This is a genomic window from Streptomyces sp. JL2001, from assembly GCF_050917515.1.
GTDB lineage: Bacteria > Actinomycetota > Actinomycetes > Streptomycetales > Streptomycetaceae > Streptomyces.
This window is the reverse complement of sequence record NZ_CP169421.1, coordinates 543,777-561,820: the sequence shown is the minus strand read 5'-3', so window position 1 is coordinate 561,820 and position 18,044 is coordinate 543,777. Positions and strand designations below refer to the sequence as shown.

At 74.0% G+C, this 18,044-nt stretch carries 19 protein-coding genes; 13 read left to right on the top strand and 6 right to left on the bottom strand.

The window, feature by feature from the left end:
- Positions 1-293 precede the first annotated feature (293 nt).
- The 3 genes from ACE1OA_RS02590 to ACE1OA_RS02580 all read left to right on the top strand — a co-directional run bounded on the left by ACE1OA_RS02590 (position 294) and on the right by ACE1OA_RS02580 (position 2,210).
- The gene (locus ACE1OA_RS02590; protein WP_356774536.1) at positions 294-1,382 is read left to right on the top strand and encodes a fatty acid desaturase family protein; all 1,089 of its coding nucleotides are present in this window, start codon (positions 294-296) and stop codon (positions 1,380-1,382) included.
- A gap of 39 nt (positions 1,383-1,421) precedes the next feature.
- Positions 1,422-1,604 (top strand): hypothetical protein, encoded by a 183-nt coding sequence (locus ACE1OA_RS02585; RefSeq protein ID WP_147976450.1) that lies wholly within the window; start codon positions 1,422-1,424, stop codon positions 1,602-1,604.
- Positions 1,605-1,667: 63 nt separating this feature from the next.
- Positions 1,668-2,210, top strand: a complete 543-nt coding sequence (locus ACE1OA_RS02580; RefSeq protein ID WP_384868959.1) for an MOSC domain-containing protein — start codon at positions 1,668-1,670, stop codon at positions 2,208-2,210.
- A 9-nt stretch (positions 2,211-2,219) separates the two neighbouring features.
- On the opposite strand, the gene ACE1OA_RS02575 is transcribed toward ACE1OA_RS02580, so the two are convergent.
- From ACE1OA_RS02575 to ACE1OA_RS02560, 4 genes are all read right to left on the bottom strand, one after another.
- The gene (locus ACE1OA_RS02575; protein ID WP_432752152.1) at positions 2,220-3,593 is read right to left on the bottom strand and encodes a tannase/feruloyl esterase family alpha/beta hydrolase; all 1,374 of its coding nucleotides are present in this window, start codon (positions 3,591-3,593) and stop codon (positions 2,220-2,222) included.
- Positions 3,594-3,731: 138 nt separating this feature from the next.
- Positions 3,732-4,634 carry a hypothetical protein gene (locus ACE1OA_RS02570; RefSeq protein WP_384868965.1) on the bottom strand — a complete coding sequence of 301 codons (903 nt, stop codon included), beginning with the start codon at positions 4,632-4,634 and terminating at the stop codon, positions 3,732-3,734.
- Positions 4,635-4,833: 199 nt separating this feature from the next.
- Complete coding sequence (locus ACE1OA_RS02565) at positions 4,834-5,148, bottom strand: hypothetical protein (protein ID WP_356605160.1); 315 nt, start codon at positions 5,146-5,148, stop codon at positions 4,834-4,836.
- A gap of 160 nt (positions 5,149-5,308) precedes the next feature.
- A complete protein-coding gene (locus ACE1OA_RS02560) occupies positions 5,309-5,908 on the bottom strand; it encodes a class I SAM-dependent methyltransferase (RefSeq protein ID WP_356605158.1) in 600 nt (199 codons plus the stop codon).
- A 151-nt stretch (positions 5,909-6,059) separates the two neighbouring features.
- On the opposite strand from ACE1OA_RS02560, the gene ACE1OA_RS02555 reads away from it, so the two are divergent.
- From ACE1OA_RS02555 to ACE1OA_RS02535, 5 genes are all read left to right on the top strand, one after another.
- On the top strand, positions 6,060-6,992 hold the full coding sequence (locus tag ACE1OA_RS02555; protein ID WP_356774546.1) for an MHYT domain-containing protein: 933 nt from the start codon (positions 6,060-6,062) through the stop codon (positions 6,990-6,992).
- 297 nt (positions 6,993-7,289) lie between these two features.
- Entirely contained in the window at positions 7,290-10,124 is a 2,835-nt protein-coding gene (locus tag ACE1OA_RS02550) for a sensor histidine kinase (protein ID WP_432752151.1), read from the top strand.
- On the top strand, positions 10,121-10,555 hold the full coding sequence (locus tag ACE1OA_RS02545; protein ID WP_356605152.1) for a roadblock/LC7 domain-containing protein: 435 nt from the start codon (positions 10,121-10,123) through the stop codon (positions 10,553-10,555). The genes ACE1OA_RS02550 and ACE1OA_RS02545 overlap by 4 nt, the downstream gene beginning before the upstream one ends.
- A gap of 12 nt (positions 10,556-10,567) precedes the next feature.
- Entirely contained in the window at positions 10,568-10,993 is a 426-nt protein-coding gene (locus ACE1OA_RS02540; RefSeq protein WP_147976457.1) for a DUF742 domain-containing protein, read from the top strand.
- Complete coding sequence (locus ACE1OA_RS02535) at positions 10,974-11,585, top strand: GTP-binding protein (protein WP_147976458.1); 612 nt, start codon at positions 10,974-10,976, stop codon at positions 11,583-11,585. The genes ACE1OA_RS02540 and ACE1OA_RS02535 overlap by 20 nt, the downstream gene beginning before the upstream one ends.
- A gap of 147 nt (positions 11,586-11,732) precedes the next feature.
- Here the strand turns inward: ACE1OA_RS02535 and ACE1OA_RS02530 are convergent, their stop codons facing one another.
- Positions 11,733-12,158 (bottom strand): PPOX class F420-dependent oxidoreductase, encoded by a 426-nt coding sequence (locus ACE1OA_RS02530; protein WP_384868979.1) that lies wholly within the window; start codon positions 12,156-12,158, stop codon positions 11,733-11,735.
- A gap of 136 nt (positions 12,159-12,294) precedes the next feature.
- Here ACE1OA_RS02530 and ACE1OA_RS02525 point away from each other — a divergent pair, with 136 nt between their 5' ends.
- The 3 genes from ACE1OA_RS02525 (at position 12,295) to ACE1OA_RS02515 (ending at position 15,456) form a co-directional block, all read left to right on the top strand.
- A complete protein-coding gene (locus ACE1OA_RS02525) occupies positions 12,295-12,708 on the top strand; it encodes a roadblock/LC7 domain-containing protein (protein WP_356605147.1) in 414 nt (137 codons plus the stop codon).
- A gap of 145 nt (positions 12,709-12,853) precedes the next feature.
- A complete protein-coding gene (locus ACE1OA_RS02520; protein WP_432752150.1) occupies positions 12,854-13,846 on the top strand; it encodes a DUF6397 family protein in 993 nt (330 codons plus the stop codon).
- 62 nt (positions 13,847-13,908) lie between these two features.
- Positions 13,909-15,456 carry an ATP-dependent DNA ligase gene (locus tag ACE1OA_RS02515; RefSeq protein ID WP_384868986.1) on the top strand — a complete coding sequence of 516 codons (1,548 nt, stop codon included), beginning with the start codon at positions 13,909-13,911 and terminating at the stop codon, positions 15,454-15,456.
- Positions 15,457-15,478: 22 nt separating this feature from the next.
- Here ACE1OA_RS02515 and ACE1OA_RS02510 read toward each other — a convergent pair whose 3' ends face one another.
- Positions 15,479-16,105, bottom strand: coding sequence for a DUF6328 family protein (locus ACE1OA_RS02510; protein WP_432752149.1), 627 nt, complete (start codon positions 16,103-16,105; stop codon positions 15,479-15,481).
- A 191-nt stretch (positions 16,106-16,296) separates the two neighbouring features.
- Between ACE1OA_RS02510 and ACE1OA_RS02505 the strand changes: the two genes are divergently transcribed.
- Positions 16,297-16,674, top strand: coding sequence for a hypothetical protein (locus ACE1OA_RS02505; RefSeq protein ID WP_147976463.1), 378 nt, complete (start codon positions 16,297-16,299; stop codon positions 16,672-16,674).
- A 400-nt stretch (positions 16,675-17,074) separates the two neighbouring features.
- A complete protein-coding gene (locus ACE1OA_RS02500; RefSeq protein WP_356605139.1) occupies positions 17,075-17,851 on the top strand; it encodes a polysaccharide deacetylase family protein in 777 nt (258 codons plus the stop codon).
- The last annotated feature ends 193 nt before the right edge of the window (positions 17,852-18,044 follow it).

Here is an 18,044-nt window from a genome sequence, read left to right as displayed (position 1 = left end):
CGCATTCCTCAAATTTGACTACCGGGGTAGAGCGGCCGAGGGTACCCGAACCGACGGACGAACCGGGAACGGAAACGCCGTGATCCGGCTCACATCGCCCGTTCCCGGAGCACCCCCGCCCGCCCCCTGCGGCCGCCGCCCCCGACGGTGGGGCCAGCCCTACTACCCGCACCCGGGCATCCCCCCGGGATTCCGGGGGATGCCGCCATGGCCGCGGTCGATCGCCGATCCGTACGTTCGACTCAGGCCGCGCAGCCAGCGCCCAGGCCCCGCCACGGACACCGGAGACCTCCATGCCCCAGGCCACCGCCACGCTCACGGCCCCCGAGAGGGCCCCAGCCGCAGCCTCCCGGCGCGGCGCCGGGGGCAGCGAGTTCGGCCCCCTGCTGCGCACGGTCAAGGAGCAGGGGCTGCTCGACCGCCGGGCCGGCTGGTACGCCCGCGGGATCACCGTCAACCTCCTCGCCCTCGCCGCGGTGGCCGTCGGGCTGGTCCTGCTCGGCCCGACCTGGTGGGCCCTGCCGCTGGCCGTCCCGCTCGCCCTCTTCTCCGCCCGGGCCGCCTTCGTCGGACACGACGCCGGACACTCCCAGATCAGCGCGCACCGCAGGCGCAACCGGGCCGTCCAGCTCGTCCACGCCAACCTCCTGCTCGGCATGAGCCAGGAGTGGTGGAACGACAAGCACAACCGCCACCACGCCCACCCCAACCACCTGGAGAAGGATCCGGACGTCGCCGCCGACATCCTCGTCTTCGCCCAGCACCAGACGGCGGGCCGGACCGGCCTGCGCGGCTGGCTCACCCGCCACCAGGCCTGGCTGTTCTTCCCGCTGACCACCCTGGAGGGCATCGCCCTCAAGGTGTACGGCTTCCAGGCCCTGTTCTCCGCGGACGGTCCCTACCGGACCCGGCGCGACCGGCTCGTCGAAGGCGCCCTCCTCTGCGCCCACGTCGCCGGCTACGCCACGCTGCTCCTGACCAGCCTCACCCTCGGCCAGGCCCTGGTCTTCGCCCTGATCCACCAGATGCTCCTCGGCCTCCACCTCGGCATGGCCTTCGCCCCGAACCACAAGGGCATGGAGAGGCCGGACGCCCACCCTGACGGCGACAGCTGGGGCCATCTGCGCCGGCAGGTGCTCACCTCGCGCAACATCCGCGGCGGCGCCGTCACCGACTGGTTCCTCGGCGGACTGAACTACCAGATCGAGCACCACCTCTTCCCGAGCATGCCCCGGCCGCATCTCCGCCTCGCCCAGCCCGCCGTGCGTGCCCATTGCCGCACACTGGGTATCCCCTACACGGAGACCGGTTTCGTCGAGTCCTACCGGCAGGCGCTCGGTCATCTCCACGAGGTCGGCGAGCCGCTTCGCACGGCAGCCTGAACGCTGTCGGCGGCGGCCTGAGAAGGAGGCGTCGGAACCATGACGACACGCACGAAGATCGTGATCGGGGGAGTGGCCGTCGGCCTGCTCCTCATCCCCCTCATCGGATTCTGGATGTCGCTGCTCGTGATCCTCGGCGTCCCCGCCGTGGCCTACCTGGCCCTCGACCCCGGCCAGCGGCGCCGGCTCCGCCGGATCTCCCGCAAGGAACTCCGTCGCTGATGCCGGAGGCCCTCCCGTAGGGTCAGAAGTGATCATCTGTTCGGGAGAGGGGAGCTTCGCGTCATGAGCGGCACGGTCACGACGGTCAGCAGCAACGGCGAGTACGCGTTCACCAAGCCGAACCGGGACAGCATCACGCTGCTGGCCGGGCTCGGCGTGGAAGGGGACGTCCACGCGGGTGTGACGGTCAAGCACCGCTCGCGGGTCGCGAAGGACCCGACCGTGCCGAACCTGCGCCAGGTGCACCTCATCCACGCCGAACTCCTCGACGAGGTCGCCGGCGCCGGCTTCGAGGTGGCGCCCGGCGCGCTCGGCGAGAACGTCACGACGCGGGGGATCGACCTGCTCGGCCTGCCCACCGGTACCCGCCTGCGGCTCGGCGCCGACGCCGTGGTCGAGGTCACCGGGCTCCGCAACCCGTGCGCGCAGATCGACACCTACCGCCACGGACTCCTCAAGCAGGTCCTCGGCCGCGACGAGGACGGTCGGATCGTCCGCAAGGCCGGGATCATGAGCATCGTGCTGACCGGCGGGGAGGTGCGGCCCGGCGACCCGATCACGATCGAGCTCCCGGCCGAGCCGCACCGTCCCCTGGAGATGGTCTGAACCCGCTCCCTACTCCTGCAGCGCGCAGGAGTTGACCGGGTCACCGCCCGCGGGCCGCGCGATCGTGCGGTCGGCGGGCGGTGCCGTGCCCGCCTCCACCCACCGGGTCAGCGCCGCGAACGCCGAGCGGTAGCAGGGCAGGATGGGCCGCAGCCGGTCCGGGTACGTGTCGTACAGGCCGTCCGTGTGGGTGCCGCCCTGCACCGTGTAGTACCGGTGGAGGCGGTCCCGGCCGCGCGCGTCGATCATCTCCTCGTACACGTCCGAGTCGGTCGCGATCGGCAGCAGCGTGTCCAGGTCGCCGTGCAGGGTGATGAGCGGCTTGCCGATCCGTCCGGTGAGCGCCACCTTCGCCACGGCCCGCTGGACCGCGCGCGGACGCGTGGCGTAGTCGTAGGCGGCGTCCGACGCGCAGGGCGCCAGGATCTGCTCGACGGTGGTCCCGGCGGTGGTGCCCGGGCAGCCCGGGTCGTACGACGGGTCGAACTCCGCCCGGAAGATCTTCTGGGTCAGCCCCCAGTACGCCTTCTCGTGGTACGGCCACAGGAACGCCGAGCCCGGCGCGAAACCGGCCTCGACCAGATCGTCGTCGGTCGCCTGCCCGAAGGAGCGCGCCACCGTCACCGGCAGGCTCGTCAGCAGGTTCGGGCCCCGGGTCGTCCACAGGACGCCCTCCCAGTCCACGCCCCCGTCGTACAGCTCGGGGCGGTTCTCCAGCTGCCAGCGGGTCAGGTAGCCGGCGTTGGAGATCCCGGTCATGTAGGTGCGGCGCGGGGCGTGGCCGTAGCGCTGCCGGACGGCCTGCTTGGCGGCCCTGGTCAGCTCGGTCACCCGGTGGTTCCACTCGGCGACCGCGTCACCCGGCTGCCTGCCGTCGGTGAAGAAGTCCGGTCCGGTGTTGCCCTTGTCGGTGGCGGCGTAGGCGAAGCCCTGGGCGAGGACGTGGTCCGAGATCAGGGTGTCGGTGGAGTACTGGCGCCGGGTGCCCGGTGCCCCCGTGACGACCAGGCCGCCGTTCCAGTGCTCGGGGAGCCGGATGACGAACTGGGAGTCGTGGGCCCAGCCGTGGGTGGCGTTGAGACGGGAGTCGTCGGGGAAGTAGCCGTCGATCTGGATGCCGGGGACCCCGGACGGGTTCCTGGTGCCCTTCGCCGAGAGACCGGCCTGGTCGGCCATGTCGGTGTAGGCGGTACCGGCCAGCCCGGCGGTGGTCAGGTCGCCGAGGCAGGCGGTCCGCTGGCGCTCCGCGCCGGGGACGCGCAGCCGCTCCTGACGGGCACAGGACGGGCCGCCGTCCTCGGCCCCGGCCGGGGCGGCGGGGCCGAGGACGGTCAGACCCGTCAGGAGCGCGGCGAGCAGGGGAACGCCTCGGATGGGGCGCATGGACGGCCTCCGGTGGGACGGCGGGACGGGGATGCGTCACCCCGTGGGGCGCGCCGCCACATCGTGCGGGGCGCCCCTCCCGCGCGGCCATGGTCCGGGACCACACCTCGGGCCGACGGCCCATGTGGTGCCTTCCGGTCACGAGGGCCGGACGGCCATCGCCTCCAGCGCTTCCAGCAGGGCGGGCAGCTTCGGCCCGCGCGCCACCGGGAGGACCTCGCGCGGTTCGTCGTCCAGCAGGACGAAGGCCATGTCGTCGGTCCGGGCGACCAGCGACCAGCCGGGGCCGTCGGCCCGCAGCATCCGCGCGTCACCGGTGGCGAAGCTCGACCGCACCCGGCCGACCGGCGGCGCCTCCTCCAGATACCCGCGCAGCTCGGCGAGGGCCCGGCGGACGCCGTCGTAGGGGTCGGCGGGAGCCGCGCCGGCCCCCTCGGGGTCCGGGTTCCCGGTGTCCGCCCCGGCGGCCGGGGCCGGGCCGGCGTCCTCGCGGTCCGCCGTCGCCGGGACGGCACCGCCCTCGGCGCCGCCGGCTTCGTCGGAAGCGTCGTCGGGGTCGTCCATCCGGGCCCGCCACGCGGCCCACTGGAGCGCCACCTCGTCGGCGCCGAGCCGGCGCTGGGCCGGGCCCCAGGCATCCTCGGACGGCGGGGCGAGCGCCGTCCGCGCGCCCTGCTCCGGCTCCGGATCGTGCGGCGCCGGGAGGTCGGGTGCCGCCGAGGCGACCGCGAGCGGCCAGCCCGGCAGGGCGGCCACGACGGAGCGCTCGTCCGGGGAGAGGTCGTACGCCATGCCGCAGTCCCAGGAGGCGATCGCCACCGCGACCAGCGAGACGTCGTCGACGATCACCGTCCACCGGGCGCCCTCGCCGTCCTGGCCGAGCACGAGTCCGTACCCCTCGGCGTACGGCTCCAGCTCCAGCGCCGCGCACGCCGCCGGGTAGTCGTCGCCGAGCACGCTCGGGAACCGCGCAGGCGTCAGCAGCACCGCCGTCAACACGTACAGCGCGTCGTCGTCGGCGGTAGGTTCCGTCCCACCCACGGCAGCCTCCCCTTCTGGTCGTCGGCGCACCTTAACCAGTGGGTAACCCGTGCGTCGAGAGTTCCCGTGCGGGAAGGCGGCGAAAGTGACGCGCCCGATTCCGGCAGGCCGGGCCTGCCGGAACCGTACGCGGCGGATCCGGTGAACCCACGGATCCGATCTTTTCCGGCATCCCGCCCGGAGGTGCGATGCCGCGGACTCAGGCCGCCGGGGTCTCGGGCAGTCCGAGCAGGGAGCGGGCCACGGACTCCGGCGACTGGTCGCGCTCACGGGCGAGCGCGATCACGGCCCGGCAGGCGAGCTCGTTGATGCCGAAGCTGAGCGCGTCGGGGGAGACCCAGCCCGCCGCCTCGTCCGCCCGTTCCTCGTCGTCCTCGGCGCCGGCCGCCACGTACACCGCCGCCGCTTCGAAGAGGTTGTGGGTCCGGCGCGGCCGGCGCGTGCCCGGTCCCGAGGGCGAGGCCGGGCGGGTGGAGGGGAGAAGCCTGCGGAATCGATCACGTACGCGCGTCACGGCCTGCCGCCTTCCCCGGGCACGGCTGCCCGGCACCTCCACGGTAGACACGGAACGGGCGTGGCAGAAGGGCGCGTGCCGGACGGCCGTGACCGGCCCGCCCGCGGTTCCGCGACCGGTTTGCGGCGGGGTGGCCGCCGCGGTCCGTCCGCCGCGGCGTTCAGCCCTCGCGGACGGCGATCACGAGATAACGGTCGTCGCGGTCCACGTAACTGACCATCCGCCAGCCGGAACCGGCCAGCACCGGACGGAGGTTGGGCTCGGCCCGCAGGTCGTCCTCGGTGATCCGGCGGCCGTGACGGGCCGCGAGCGCCGCCCGGCCGATGGGGTGGAAGAGCGCGAGCCGCCCGCCGGGGCGCACCACGCGGGCCAGTTCGCCCAGGTCCGCGGCGGGGTCGGCCAGATGGGAGACGAGGCCGGCGCCGAACACCGCGTCGAGCGCGCCGTCGCGCAGCGGCAGCCGGGAGACGTCGGCGAGCAGCAGCGTGCCGGCCCCGTCCCGCCCGGCCGCGGTCGCCGCGTCGAGCATCTCGGGGGTGAGGTCGGCTCCCAGGACCGTTCCGCCGGGCCCCACGGCCTCGCGCAGGGGCGGCAGGGCGCGGCCGGTGCCGCAGCCCGCGTCGAGCACGGCGTCGCCGGGGCGCAGACCGAGGTCGTGCACGGCGGCGGCGTACGCGGGCCCGTCGTCGGGGAACCGCGCGTCCCAGCCGGCGGCGCGGACGCCGAAGAACTCCTGCACACGCGTCGGGTCGTCGTTCATGCGTCCATGATTCCTCAACCCCCAGGGTGAACGCTCTGCGCGCACGTTCGAGCGCTGCACGATCGTTCAGGTACATCACTGCGTCATATTCCATCAGGTTTCGAAATGCGCCCTCAGTGCGCCCCCTTCACAGGACTAGCGTCCCTGAGCCATGGGACACCTGGACCACGCCACCTTCGGGTGGCTGACACCCGCGCTGTCGTACGTGATGGCCTGCGTCGGCGCCGCGCTCGGGCTGCGCTGCACCGTCCGCGCCCTGGAGACGACCGGCCGATCACGGCGCAACTGGCTGCTCACCGCGGCGTCCGCGCTCGGCACCGGCATCTGGACGATGCACTTCGTCGCCATGCTCGGCTTCGGGGTGACGGGGACGGACATCCGCTACAACGTTCCGCTGACCGTCCTCAGCCTGCTGATCGCCATGGCCGTCGTCGGAGTCGGCGTCTTCGCCGTCGGGTACGGCGGCGACCGCGTCGGATCGCTCCTCATCGGCGGGCTCACCACCGGCATCGGCGTCGCGAGCATGCACTACATGGGGATGGCCGCACTGCGCCTGCACGGACAGGTGCGCTACGACCCGATGCTCGTCGCCCTCTCCGTCGTCATCGCGGTCGTCGCCGCGACGGCGGCACTCTGGGCGGCGCTCCACATCCACGCCCCGGTCGCGGTCGCGATCGCCTCGCTCGTCATGGGCGCGGCGGTCAGCAGCATGCACTACACCGGGATGTTCGCCGTGCGCGTCGACGTCGTCCCCTCGTCGGCGGAACTCTCCGGCGCCACGGTGATGCAGTTCGTCTTCCCGCTGGCCGTGGGGCTCGGCTCCTACCTCTTCATCACCTCGGCCTTCGTGGCGCTCTCGCCGACCGCACGGGAACGCGCGGCCTACGCCTCGGCGGAACGCCTCACCGAACCGGACGAGCGCGCGGTGGACGTCGCCCCGCCCGGATTCCGCCCCGGAGCCCCGGACGCCGGAAGGGCACACGGAGCGGGGACCGGACGCGGCGCCGAGGCCCCACCGTCCTACGCCTACCCGGCGGGCCCGCTCGACGAGGCCCCCGATCGCCGGCGGGAGGCCCGCGGATGACCGCCCGATGCGCCTGGCGCGCCCTCCCCCGCGCCCCGCGGCCGAACCGGCGCGACCTCCCCACCACCGGCCGGACCTGCTCCGCCCGGCACGCACCGCTCCCGCGGACCGCGCCGAGGACTGTTCCCCGGGCCTCCTGCCGGTACTCGGACGGCGGCACCCCCCCGCCGCACGGCTGACCGCACGGTCGGCCCCCGTCCGGCGCCCGGTCACCCTCCCAGACCGGGCGCCGGACCCACCCGGGCACCGCCCCACCGCACACGCACCAGGACAGACGCAGCCGGAAACGAGGAGGCCATGCGAACTCCCCGCAGGAACCAGCGCCCCGACGCGACGGCGCAGCCGCGCACGACGGCGGCACGCGGGCGGCGCGCCCACGCCGGGCCACCCGCCGACGAACCACCGGTGCCCACCCCCGAACCCCGGGCCCGACGGGCCGAAGAGCCCGAACGGCCCGAGGAGACCGGCCCGGCCGGACCGGGCACCCTGCCCCGGCGCCGCGGACTGCGCCCCCGTACCGTCCGCGCGAAGATCGTCTCCCTGCTGATGGTCCCCGTCGTGTCGCTCCTCGCCCTGTGGGGGTTCGCCACCGTCACCACCGCCCAGGACATCGCCCGGCTGCGCCAGCTCCAGCGGGTCGACACCGACGTCCGCCGGCCGGTCGCCGCCGCCGTCACCGCCCTGCAGGACGAGCGCGGCGCCGCCGTCCGCCAGGCCGTCGCCCCCGGCGCCGCGCGCGCCGCCGAGCTCAAGGAGCGGATGCGGGACACCGACGCCGCCGTCGACCGGCTCCGCCTCGACGACCGGCACACCATCGGCGACACCGGCGACCTGCCCCGCGAGGTCGCCGACCGCATCGGCTCCTTCGTCACCACCGTCGGCCGGCTCAGCCGGCTCAGGGCCGCCGCCGCCGGAGGAGGCGGCGCCGACGGGAAGCAGGTGTACGAGGAGTACACCGCCGCCGTCACCTCCGCCTTCGCGATCGAGGGCGCCCTCACCGGCGTCCAGGAGGCACAGCCCGGCACCGACGCCCGGGTGCTGCTCGAATTCGCCCGTGCCGGCGAGATGCTCTCCCGCGAGGACGCCCTCCTCGGCGCCGCCCAACTCGGCGGTCAGCTCGACGCAGAAAGGCTTCAGCACTTCATCGGCGTCGTCGAGACCCGCCGCACCCTCGCCGCCTCGGCCACCGCCGACCTCCCCGCCCCCGACCGCGCCGCCTGGCGGAAACTCGCCGACAGCCACGCGTACGGGCAGCTCACCGCCGCCGAGGACCGCGTCCGGGCCGCCGCGCCCGGACGCAAGGCCGCCCAGGCATCGCCCTCCGCCGCCTGGGACGACGCCCACGACGCCGTCCGCGAGGAGCTCCTCGCGATCGAGGACGACGCCCGCCGCGCCGCCGCCGACCGCGCCGACCCCTTCGGCGGCGGCGCCCTGTCACCCGGAGGAGCGGCCGTCATCCTCGGCCTCGCCGCCGTCGCCGCCTCGCTGGTGATCTCCGTACGCATCGGCCGCGGGCTGGTCGTCGAACTCATCAGCCTGCGCAACACCGCCCTGGGGATCGCGCGCCGCAAACTCCCCGCCGCCATGCGGCGACTGCGGGCCGGGGAGGAGATCGACGTCCGGGCCGAGACCCCGCCCGGCCCCGCCCCGCAGGACGAGATCGGCCAGGTCGGCGAAGCCCTCGTCACCGTCCACCGGGCGGCCCTGTCCGCCGCCGTCGAACGCGCCGAACTCGCCAACGGCATCTCCGGCGTCTTCGTCAACCTCGCCCGCCGCAACCAGGTCCTCGTCCACCGCCAGCTCAACCTGCTGGACAGCATGGAGCGGCGCGCCGACGACCCGAACGAACTCGGCGACCTCTTCCGGCTCGACCACCTCACCACCCGGATGCGCCGCCACGCCGAGAGCCTGATCATCCTCTCGGGCGCCGCGCCCGGCCGGGCCTGGCGCATGCCCGTCCCGCTGACCAACGTCGTGCGTGCCGCCGTCTCCGAGATCGAGGACTACGCGCGCGTCGAGGTACGCCGGCTCCCCGAGGCGGCCGTCGTCGGCGGCGCCGTCGCCGACCTCACCCACCTCCTCGCCGAACTCGTCGAGAACGCTGCCCAGTTCTCCCCGCCGCACACCAAGGTCCGGATCAGCGGTGAACCCGTCGGCAACGGCTACGCCCTGGAGATCGAGGACCGGGGACTCGGCATGGGCAAGGAGACGCTCGCCGAGGCCAACACGAGGATCCGGCAGTCCGAGGCCCTCGACCTCTTCGACAGCGACCGGCTGGGCCTGTTCGTGGTCAGCCGCCTCTCCTCGCGGCACGACATCAAGGTCCACCTCCGGACCTCGCCCTACGGCGGGACGACCGCGGTCGTCCTGCTCCCCACCGAGCTGCTGCAGGGCGCGCTGCCGCCGGGCAGGGGCCGGCACCACGCGACGACGGTGACGGTGGACGACCGGGACCCCGCCGAGGGCGCGCCGCCGCGGCAGTCGGGCGCCGCCGGGGTCGGGACCGCCCCGACGCCGACCCCCGCCCCGGCTCAGCCGCTGCCCCGGCCGCCCCGCATCCCGGCACTCGCGGCGCCCCCCGAGGAACAGCGGCCGGGACCCGCCGACGGGACGCCCGCCGGCGTCACCTCCCTGCGGCTGCGCGGCCGTTCGGGACCACCGCCGCCGACCCCCGGGCCCGCCCGGACCCCCGGATCCGGGAAGGGTCCCGGTACCGATGCCGGGACGGGCTCCGGTACCGACCCCGGGGCGGCCGAGGACCGGACCGGACGAGGAGCGGCGTCCCCGCCGGCCCCCGTACCCGCGCAGCTGTCCCGGCCCACCCGGACAGCCGTCCCGCCACCGGCCGTCCCGCCCCAGGCCCCGCCCCTCTCGCCGGTCGAGTCCGCCGAGGACGGGAGCGACCTGCCCCGCCGGGTGCGCCAGGCCCACCTCGTCCCGCAGCTGCGCGAGGCGCCCCCGGCCGACCCCGCCCCCACCGCGGCGCCGCCGGGCGCCGACGAGCGCACCCCCGAACAGGTCAGGGACCGCATGACCGCGTACCGCGACGGCTGGACCCGCGGCGGCGGCGCGGCCCCCGGCGCCAGACGCCCCCTCGGAACAGGCTTCGGCAATGAAGGAGAGCACGCATGATCGACCACGAGAGGATCTCCCATCACCGCTCCGGTGAGCTGGACTGGCTCCTCGACGACCTCGTCGTCCGCGTCCGCGAAGTCCGCCACACCGTCGTGCTGTCGAACGACGGGCTCGCCGTCGGTTCCTCCAGCGGCCTCAGCCGTGAGGACGCCGAGCACCTCGCGGCCATCGCCTCCGGGTTCCACAGCCTCGCCAAGGGCGCGGGGCGGCAGTTCCACACCGGCGGAGTGCGCCAGACCATGGTGGAGATGGACGACGGCTTCCTCTTCGTCGCGGCCGCCGGGGACGGCTCCTGCCTGGCGGTCCTCAGCTCGGTGCACGCCGACATCGGCCTCATCGCCTACGAGATGGCCCGCCTGGTGAAGCGGGTCGGCGAGCACCTCCACACGCCGCCGAGGCTCACCACGACCCCGCCGGCCGCCGGCTGACCGGGGACTCCGATGAACGACGACAGGACCGGTCAGGGCCCGGGCGCCCCCGGGACCCCGGGCGGTCAGTGGTACGACGCGGAGGCCGGACCGCTCGTCCGCCCGTACGCGATGACCGGCGGCCGCACCAAGCCGGGACCGAGCAACGTCCGGTTCGACCTCATCGCGCTCGTCGTCGTCGACGACAACCCGCCCGACCGGGCCGAGGAAGGGTTCCTCGGCCCGGAACACCGGGCCCTGCTCACGCTGTGCCGCGCCGAGACCCAGTCGGTCGCGGAACTCGCCGCCGACGCCGACCTGCCCGTCGGAGTCGTCCGGGTGCTCCTCGGAGACCTCCTCGAAGCGGGCCTCGTCAGGGTGAGCAGGCCCGTACCGCCCGCACAGCTGCCCGACGAACGGATCCTGAGGGAAGTAATCGATGGCCTACGAGCGCTCTGAGAGCACCGGCGGCGGCGTGGACACCACGTCCCTCGCACTGAAGATCCTGGTCGCCGGCGGATTCGGCGTCGGGAAGACCACCCTGGTGGGGGCGGTCAGTGAGATACGTCCGCTACGGACGGAGGAACGGCTCAGCCGGGCGGGGGAGTCGGTCGACGACACCGGAGGGGTCGACCAGAAGAGCACGACCACGGTGGCCATGGACTTCGGCCGCATCACGATCCGCTCCGGACTCTCCCTGTACCTCTTCGGCACGCCGGGGCAGGACCGCTTCTGGTTCCTCTGGGACGAGCTGTCCCAGGGAGCCCTCGGCGCCGTCGTGCTCGCGGACACCCGCCGCCTGGAGGACTGCTTCCCCGCGGTGGACTACTTCGAGCACCGCAAGATCCCCTTCGTCGTCGCGGTCAACTGCTTTCCCGGCGCCCGCAACTACGGTGCGCACGAGGTGTCCCGGGCGCTCGACCTGGACCGCGGCACGCCGGTCGTGCTGTGCGACGCGCGCGACCGGGACTCGGGCAAGGAGGTCCTCATCCGGCTGGTGGAGTACGCGGGGAGGATGCACACCGCCCGGCTGCTCGACTCGGTCGGCTGAGCGCCGTCCCCGGGCGGGTGCCTCCGCGGGGCACCGCGACGTGGGGCGTGCGGGCGGGGGTACGCGGGCGGGCGGCCGTGGCGCGGACGCGAGGTCCGCGGCCCGACCCGCGGGTCCGGCCGGGCGCCACGGCCGGTGTCCCGGCGGTCAGTCGGAGACGTCGCCCTCCGCGGTCACCTTCTCGATCCGTACGCGCACCAGCAGTTCGCCCGGGACGGCGTTGCGGGCGCCGAACTCCTCGGCGCGGTCCTCGCCCATGTAGCGGCCGCCGATCCGGGTCGCCCAGCGGCGCAGTTCGGCCGGGTCCTCGCTGATCTCGGCGCGGCCCAGGAGCGTGACGAAGGCGAACGGCGGACGGTCGTCGTCCACGCACAGCGCGACCCGTCCGTCCCGGGCGAGGTTGCGGCCCTTCACGGTGCCCTTGCCGGTGTTGAAGACCACGTCGTCGCCGTCGAGCACGAACCAGATCGGCACGACGTGCGGACTCCCGTCGCTCCGCACGGTGGCCAGTTTGCCGGTGCGGGTGCCGGCGGACACGAACGCCCGCCACTGTTCCTCGGTCATCTTTGCCATGGGTCCATCCTGCGGCACGCACGGCGGGCCGGTGGTGCTTGCTCTGTCCACGACAGTGCGTAAGGCTTGCCGGGACACGCGGACCGCGGGGACTACGGGTCGACGGGGACGCACCACACAGGGGGAGGACCGACACATGGCGTTGGACAAGGGACTGGATTGGCTCCTTGACGACCTGACCCAACGGGTCGAGTACATACGGCACGCGCTGGTGCTGTCGAACGACGGGCTGGTGACGGGCGCCAGCAGCGACCTGGAGCGGGAGGACGCCGAGCACCTGGCCGCGGTCTCCTCCGGTCTGCACAGTCTGGCCCGTGGATCGGGCCGGCACTTCAAGGCCGGCCGGGCCCGGCAGACGATGGTGGAGTTCGACGACGCCCTGCTCTTCGTGACGGCGGCGGGCGAGGGCAGCTGCCTGTGCGTGCTGAGCGCCGCGGAAGCCGACGTCGGCCAGGTCGCCTACGAGATGACGCTGCTGGTGAACCGGGTCGGCGAGCACCTCGGGGTGGCCGCCCGGCAGCCGGGCCGGGCGGGTCTCGACGCCCTCTGACCCGGCGCGCCGCGCAGGCCGCCGGCCGTGTCGTCCACAGCCGGCCGGAGCGCCGGGCGTGAGTTGTCCACAGGCCGAGCGGAGAAAGGTCACCGAGAGCTACGGTCGTCACCGAGAGTATCCGTCACTCACGGGGGAGGACCGCATGACGGTGGAAGAGAGCGTGCGCACGCTTGCGCTGGGGCGTGCCGCGCGGGAACTGGAACTGAGGCGCGATGAGTTCCGGCTCGCCGTCCAGCTGGGCCTCGTCCGTACGGTGCCGGGCGCCGTCGCCGGTGAGCCGGGTCGGCCGCCCGGCCCGCGGGGCGCCCCACGACGGGTGGACCGGGGCGAGGTCGACCGGCTGAGAGCCGCCCCGGACTTCCCGGCCGGCCTGCGCGAGAGGGTCCGTACGGTGGGTACGGCGGAGGGCGCGGCGATCCTCTCGGTGACGCCCGACCGCTTCGGCAGACTGGCCCGGACGGGTCACTTCAGCCCGGTGCGGTTCCGACTCAACCGCTACCGGGCGGTGGTGTGGCTCTATCCGGCGGGTGAGCTGGCCGAGTTCGCGCTCGCTCACGGAGCCCTGCTCCGCGGCCGGCTGCCCCACGGGTTGCGCGAGCGGCTCGACGCGGGCGAGGACCTGCGCCCCCGGAACTGGCGGTCACGGCGGCTCGGCCTGCTGCTGCGCGCGACGGCGGACCCCTGGGAGCGGGCGGCGGCGATCGCGTCCCTCCTCGACCCCCTCCTGCTCGCCGATGCCGTCAGCGATCCCCAGGAGCGCGCGCATCTCCACACGCTGCGACCCGAACCGCCACCGGGACGACCGGAGTCGGTGGCCGGGCGCGAGATCGTGGACCGGCTCGTCCTCGCGGCCGAGCCGGACGAGATCCTCTGGTACGGCATGAGTCTGTCCCTCGCCCTGGACGAGGCACGTGGGGTACGCGCGGCACCCCGGACCGGACACCGCGCGGAGCCGCCCCGGACGCCGGCACAGCCACCACCGGCCCAGCCACCACCATCCCGGCCGGCACCATCCCGGCCGGCACCGGCGCGGCGGCCGTCCCCGGCTGGTGTCACGCGGTCACCCCGCGGGGCCGCGAGCAGAGGACCGGCGGGCCGCACGGCCACCCGGAGGGGGGTGCCGGAGAGAGGCTGACCTCCGGCCCGCTGGGCGCGTCCGAGGTGCGGTGCCGCCGTCGGCGGGGGGACGATGGGCGCATGCTGCTGGCCCGACTCGCGGACGCCTCCCACCAGGTCGCCACCACCTCGGCGCGTTCACGGAAGATCGCCGTGCTTGCCGAGCTGTTCTCCGAGGCCGCGCCCGAGGAGAGCCCGTTGGTGATCGCCTACCTCTCCGGGCGCCTTCCCCAGGGGCGCATCGGGGTGGGCTGGAGCGTCCTCAAGAACGCCGTCCCGCCCGCTGTTCCGCCCGCCGAGCAGGCGACTCTCACCTTGGCCCGAACCGACGCGGCCATGACCGAGTTGGCCGCCGTCTCCGGCGCCGGGTCCCAGGCGGAGCGCGTCCGGCGCGTCAGGGACCTCATGGCCGCGGCCACGTCGGCCGAGCAGGAGTTCCTGCTCCGGCTGCTCTCGGGAGAGGTGCGGCAGGGGGCGCTCGACGCCATCGCGCTCGAAGGGGTGGCGCGGGCCGCCGGCGTCCCCTCCGACGACCTGCGGCGGGCCGTGATGCTCGAAGGGTCGCTTCCCCGGGTGGCCCGGGCCGTTCTCGCCGAGGGCCAAGCCGCACTGGAGGCGTTCTCCCTGCGGGTCGGCAGCCCCGTGTTCCCGATGCTCGCCCACACCGCCGCCTCCGTCACCGAGGCGGTCGCCGGCCTCGGTCCCTGCGTCGTGGAGGAGAAGCTGGACGGCATCCGTATCCAGGTGCACCGCAGCGGTGACGACGTCAGGGTGTTCACCCGCTCACTGGACGACATCACCGACCGGCTCCCCGAAGTCGTCGATGTCGCGCGCGGGATGACGGCCGACCCGTTCATCCTCGACGGGGAGGTGATCGCGCTGGACCCCGGCAGCGGCCGGCCGATGCCGTTCCAGGACATCGCCTCCCGGGTCGGCTCCCGCGTCGACGTGGCCACCGCTCGGGCGGCGCTGCCGTTGTCGCCCGTGTTCTTCGACGTCCTCGCCGCCGACGGCGACGTTCTGATCGACCGGCCGGGTCACGAGCGCCACGAGGTCCTCGCGCGGATCCTTCCCGGCGCCCTGCGGGTCCGCCGCACGGTCGTCGACGATCCGGGGTCCTCCGCCCAGACCGAGGCCGCCGAGCGGTTCTTCGGCGACACCCTCGCCCGCGGGCACGAAGGCGTCCTGGTGAAGGCACTGGACGCGCCGTACGTCGCCGGTCGCCGTGGCCGCACGTGGCTCAAGGTGAAGCCCGTGCACACGCTCGACCTCGTCGTCCTCGCCGCGGAATGGGGGCACGGCCGCCGCACCGGTCTGCTGTCCAACCTCCATCTCGGCGCCCGCGCCGCCGACGGCGGCTTCGTGATGCTCGGCAAGACCTTCAAGGGCCTCACCGACGAGATGCTGCGCTGGCAGACCGCGCGACTGGGCGAACTGGCCGTGGAGGACGACGGGTTCACCGTGAGGGTGCGCCCCGAGCTCGTCGTGGAGGTCGCCTACGACGGCCTCCAGCGTTCCACCCGGTACCCCGCGGGGGTCACCCTGCGGTTCGCGCGCGTCGTCCGCCACCGTCCCGACAAGGCGGCAACGGAGGCCGACACCGTCGGTCAGGTGCTGGGCGACTCCTGAATCCGGCCGGGGCGGTCGGGGCTCACGACTCCTCCCGGTCGCCGTGCGAGGCGTTCTCCGCGGGGGCCGTCCGCTCCGACGCGGTGTCGGAGGTGCCGCTCGTGTAGCGGCCGCGTACCCACAGGGGCAGCGCGAACCAGCACAGCACGCACCAGGCGACGAGCCCCGCCACCAGCCACGGCACGTAGTCCGCCTCCGTGGCGACCCGTAGGACCAGCAGCAGCGCCGAGCCCAGCGTGGCGAGCAGGAGGAGCAGACCCACGAAGGTCAGCCGGGATGCCCATGCCACCGCCTGCGGTTTGATCCGTCGTCCCGCGACGATCCGGTGGAAGGAGACAGGCCCGATCAGGGCTCCGGTCGCCGCAGCCCCGAGCGACACGGTGACGATGTAGATCGTCCGGTCGGTGGGCTGCAACTCCGAGAAGCGGGTGGTGAAGACGACGGTCAGGAGGAAGCCGAAGAGAATCTGCACCCCGGTCTGGGCGACCCTGATCTCCTGGATCAACTCGCTCCACCGCCGGTCCGCCCGCTCGTTCGGCGTCTCGTGCCGTCCGCGGATCAGCCCGTCCCCGTCCCCGTCGCCGTGGCCGCCGTCGCCATGGCCCCGACCGTCGCCGGCCGGCGCCTGCCGTCCCGTCCGCTCGGCCATGCGTCCTCCAGCGTGTCGCCCGCGGCGCCCGACGCGTCGTCCGCCCACGGGGTCTCGGGTACCCGCTCCAGGCTGTCACCGTCACGTCGTCTCCGCACGGCGCACGCATCCCGGCCGGGTCTCGCGGGACGGCCCGCCACGAGGGATGCTGGAAGCGTGGCACGACGAGCGACCTTCCGTGCATCGAGGAGATGAGCGACGTGTACGAGACGCACATCGACACGGACGTCACCGTGCAGCTGAGTGACTGCCGCCGGGAGGACGCCCAAGCCGTCTTCGACGCCCTCGACCGCGTCTACGAACTCGAGGACATGTCCGCGCCGGGCCCCCAGGCGGCCACGGCACCGGCGGCCACCGTCTGGATGGCCACGTTCGACACGGCCGCGGGCCGGCACGAGGAGAGCCGCCCGGTTCCGCTCGAGGCCATGGTCGGAGCGGTGCTGACCGGCGGGTACCACGCGGTCGAGGAGGTCGAGAAGACCCTCGCCGCGAGCTTCGACATCCGCTCGCAGGAGTCGGTCTCCGGTGACCAGGAGACCGAGGCACGCCTTCTGCTCGCCTCCCGCTGACGCGCCGGGCCTGCGCGTGGCACGCCGCACCCCCTGAGGCGGCGGCGTGGCCCGGCACCCCTGCTCCCCGGGCGGAGCGGACGGGCGCCGCCCGGGGTTCACCTGTGTCCGGGCAGCCCTCAATCTGTCTGAGCGGGGGCCGACCGCTCCTCCGCGTCGTCCACCTCCGCCCACCCCGCACACTTCCCCGGCCCCGGCGCACCGCCCTCATCCGCCCGCGCCCCGTTCGGGCGCACGCCGGGCGACCCCGCACGCCGCCACGCACCGGACTCCGGCGCGGCACCCCCTATGCATGCCGTGTATACACCGTACGTAGAGTGTTCGACGTGCCGTTCGACGCTGCTCTGACCAGGCGCGAAGGGTCGATCGAAATCACCTACGGGGAAAGCGGGTTGCCAGCATGTTCCGATCCAGGCCGGGTGCGTTCCGGGCTCCGGCCGTCGCCCTTGTGGCGGCGGCCTCTCTGATCCTCACGCTCTCGGGCTGCGGCGTGGACCCGGTCACGCCCGGCGACGCCCGCGGGAAGGCCGCCTCGGACTCCAAGGGGGGCGGGGGCGAGGGGGCCGTCGACTGCGCCCGGGCCAAGTGCATCGCCCTGACCTTCGACGCGGGCCCGGGCAGGGACACGCCCCACCTCCTCGACATCCTCAAGGAGAAGCAGGTCCCGGCCACCTTCTTCCTGCTCGGCAGGAAACACGTCGACCGGTATCCCGAGGTCGTCAAGCGGATCGCGGACGAGGGACACGAGGTCGCCAACCACACCTGGACGCACCGCATCCTCACCGACCTGGACGCCGACGAGGTGCGGGACGAGCTCTCCCGCACCCAGGAGGCGATACGGAAGATCACCGGACGCGCGCCCACGCTCATGCGCCCGCCGCAGGGCCGCACCGACGGCACGGTCTCCGACGTGAGCCGGGAGCTCGGCCTCGCCCAGATCCTGTGGAGCGTCACGGCCAAGGACTACTCCACGACCGACTCCGCACTCATACGTCAGCGGGTCGTCGACGCCGCCCGGGGCGACGGGATCATCCTGCTGCACGACATCTACGACGGGACGGTCCCGGCCGTGCCCGGGATCATCGACGAGCTGAAGCGGCGAGGCTTCACATTCGTGACCGTGCCCCAGTTGCTGGCACCCGGCGCGGCCGAGCCGGGCACCGTCTACCGCCCGTAGAACCAGGGGTTCGGACGAGGTCAAAAGGGGTGAGGTGACTCACATCGGTCACCGCGAATGCCCTGGAACAACCGCCGGACGTTCATCGTTCCTCCCTATGTGACCGCGAAGGGGTCCGGTCCCCAGGTCCCCCCCTTGAGGTGACCCCCCTTCGCTCGTCACGGCAATCGGCCCCGGTTGGAATCCCCCGTCC

Coding starts and splice junctions, on each gene's coding strand:
- ACE1OA_RS02590 (WP_356774536.1), top strand. CDS start 294: ATGCCCCAGGCCACCGCCACGCTCACGGCCCCCGAGAGGGCCCCAGCC.
- ACE1OA_RS02585 (WP_147976450.1), top strand. CDS start 1,422: ATGACGACACGCACGAAGATCGTGATCGGGGGAGTGGCCGTCGGCCTG.
- ACE1OA_RS02580 (WP_384868959.1), top strand. CDS start 1,668: ATGAGCGGCACGGTCACGACGGTCAGCAGCAACGGCGAGTACGCGTTC.
- ACE1OA_RS02575 (WP_432752152.1), bottom strand. CDS start 3,593: ATGCGCCCCATCCGAGGCGTTCCCCTGCTCGCCGCGCTCCTGACGGGT.
- ACE1OA_RS02560 (WP_356605158.1), bottom strand. CDS start 5,908: ATGAACGACGACCCGACGCGTGTGCAGGAGTTCTTCGGCGTCCGCGCC.
- ACE1OA_RS02555 (WP_356774546.1), top strand. CDS start 6,060: ATGGGACACCTGGACCACGCCACCTTCGGGTGGCTGACACCCGCGCTG.
- ACE1OA_RS02550 (WP_432752151.1), top strand. CDS start 7,290: ATGCGAACTCCCCGCAGGAACCAGCGCCCCGACGCGACGGCGCAGCCG.
- ACE1OA_RS02545 (WP_356605152.1), top strand. CDS start 10,121: ATGATCGACCACGAGAGGATCTCCCATCACCGCTCCGGTGAGCTGGAC.
- ACE1OA_RS02540 (WP_147976457.1), top strand. CDS start 10,568: ATGAACGACGACAGGACCGGTCAGGGCCCGGGCGCCCCCGGGACCCCG.
- ACE1OA_RS02535 (WP_147976458.1), top strand. CDS start 10,974: ATGGCCTACGAGCGCTCTGAGAGCACCGGCGGCGGCGTGGACACCACG.
- ACE1OA_RS02530 (WP_384868979.1), bottom strand. CDS start 12,158: ATGGCAAAGATGACCGAGGAACAGTGGCGGGCGTTCGTGTCCGCCGGC.
- ACE1OA_RS02525 (WP_356605147.1), top strand. CDS start 12,295: ATGGCGTTGGACAAGGGACTGGATTGGCTCCTTGACGACCTGACCCAA.
- ACE1OA_RS02520 (WP_432752150.1), top strand. CDS start 12,854: ATGACGGTGGAAGAGAGCGTGCGCACGCTTGCGCTGGGGCGTGCCGCG.
- ACE1OA_RS02515 (WP_384868986.1), top strand. CDS start 13,909: ATGCTGCTGGCCCGACTCGCGGACGCCTCCCACCAGGTCGCCACCACC.
- ACE1OA_RS02510 (WP_432752149.1), bottom strand. CDS start 16,105: ATGGCCGAGCGGACGGGACGGCAGGCGCCGGCCGGCGACGGTCGGGGC.
- ACE1OA_RS02505 (WP_147976463.1), top strand. CDS start 16,297: ATGAGCGACGTGTACGAGACGCACATCGACACGGACGTCACCGTGCAG.
- ACE1OA_RS02500 (WP_356605139.1), top strand. CDS start 17,075: ATGTTCCGATCCAGGCCGGGTGCGTTCCGGGCTCCGGCCGTCGCCCTT.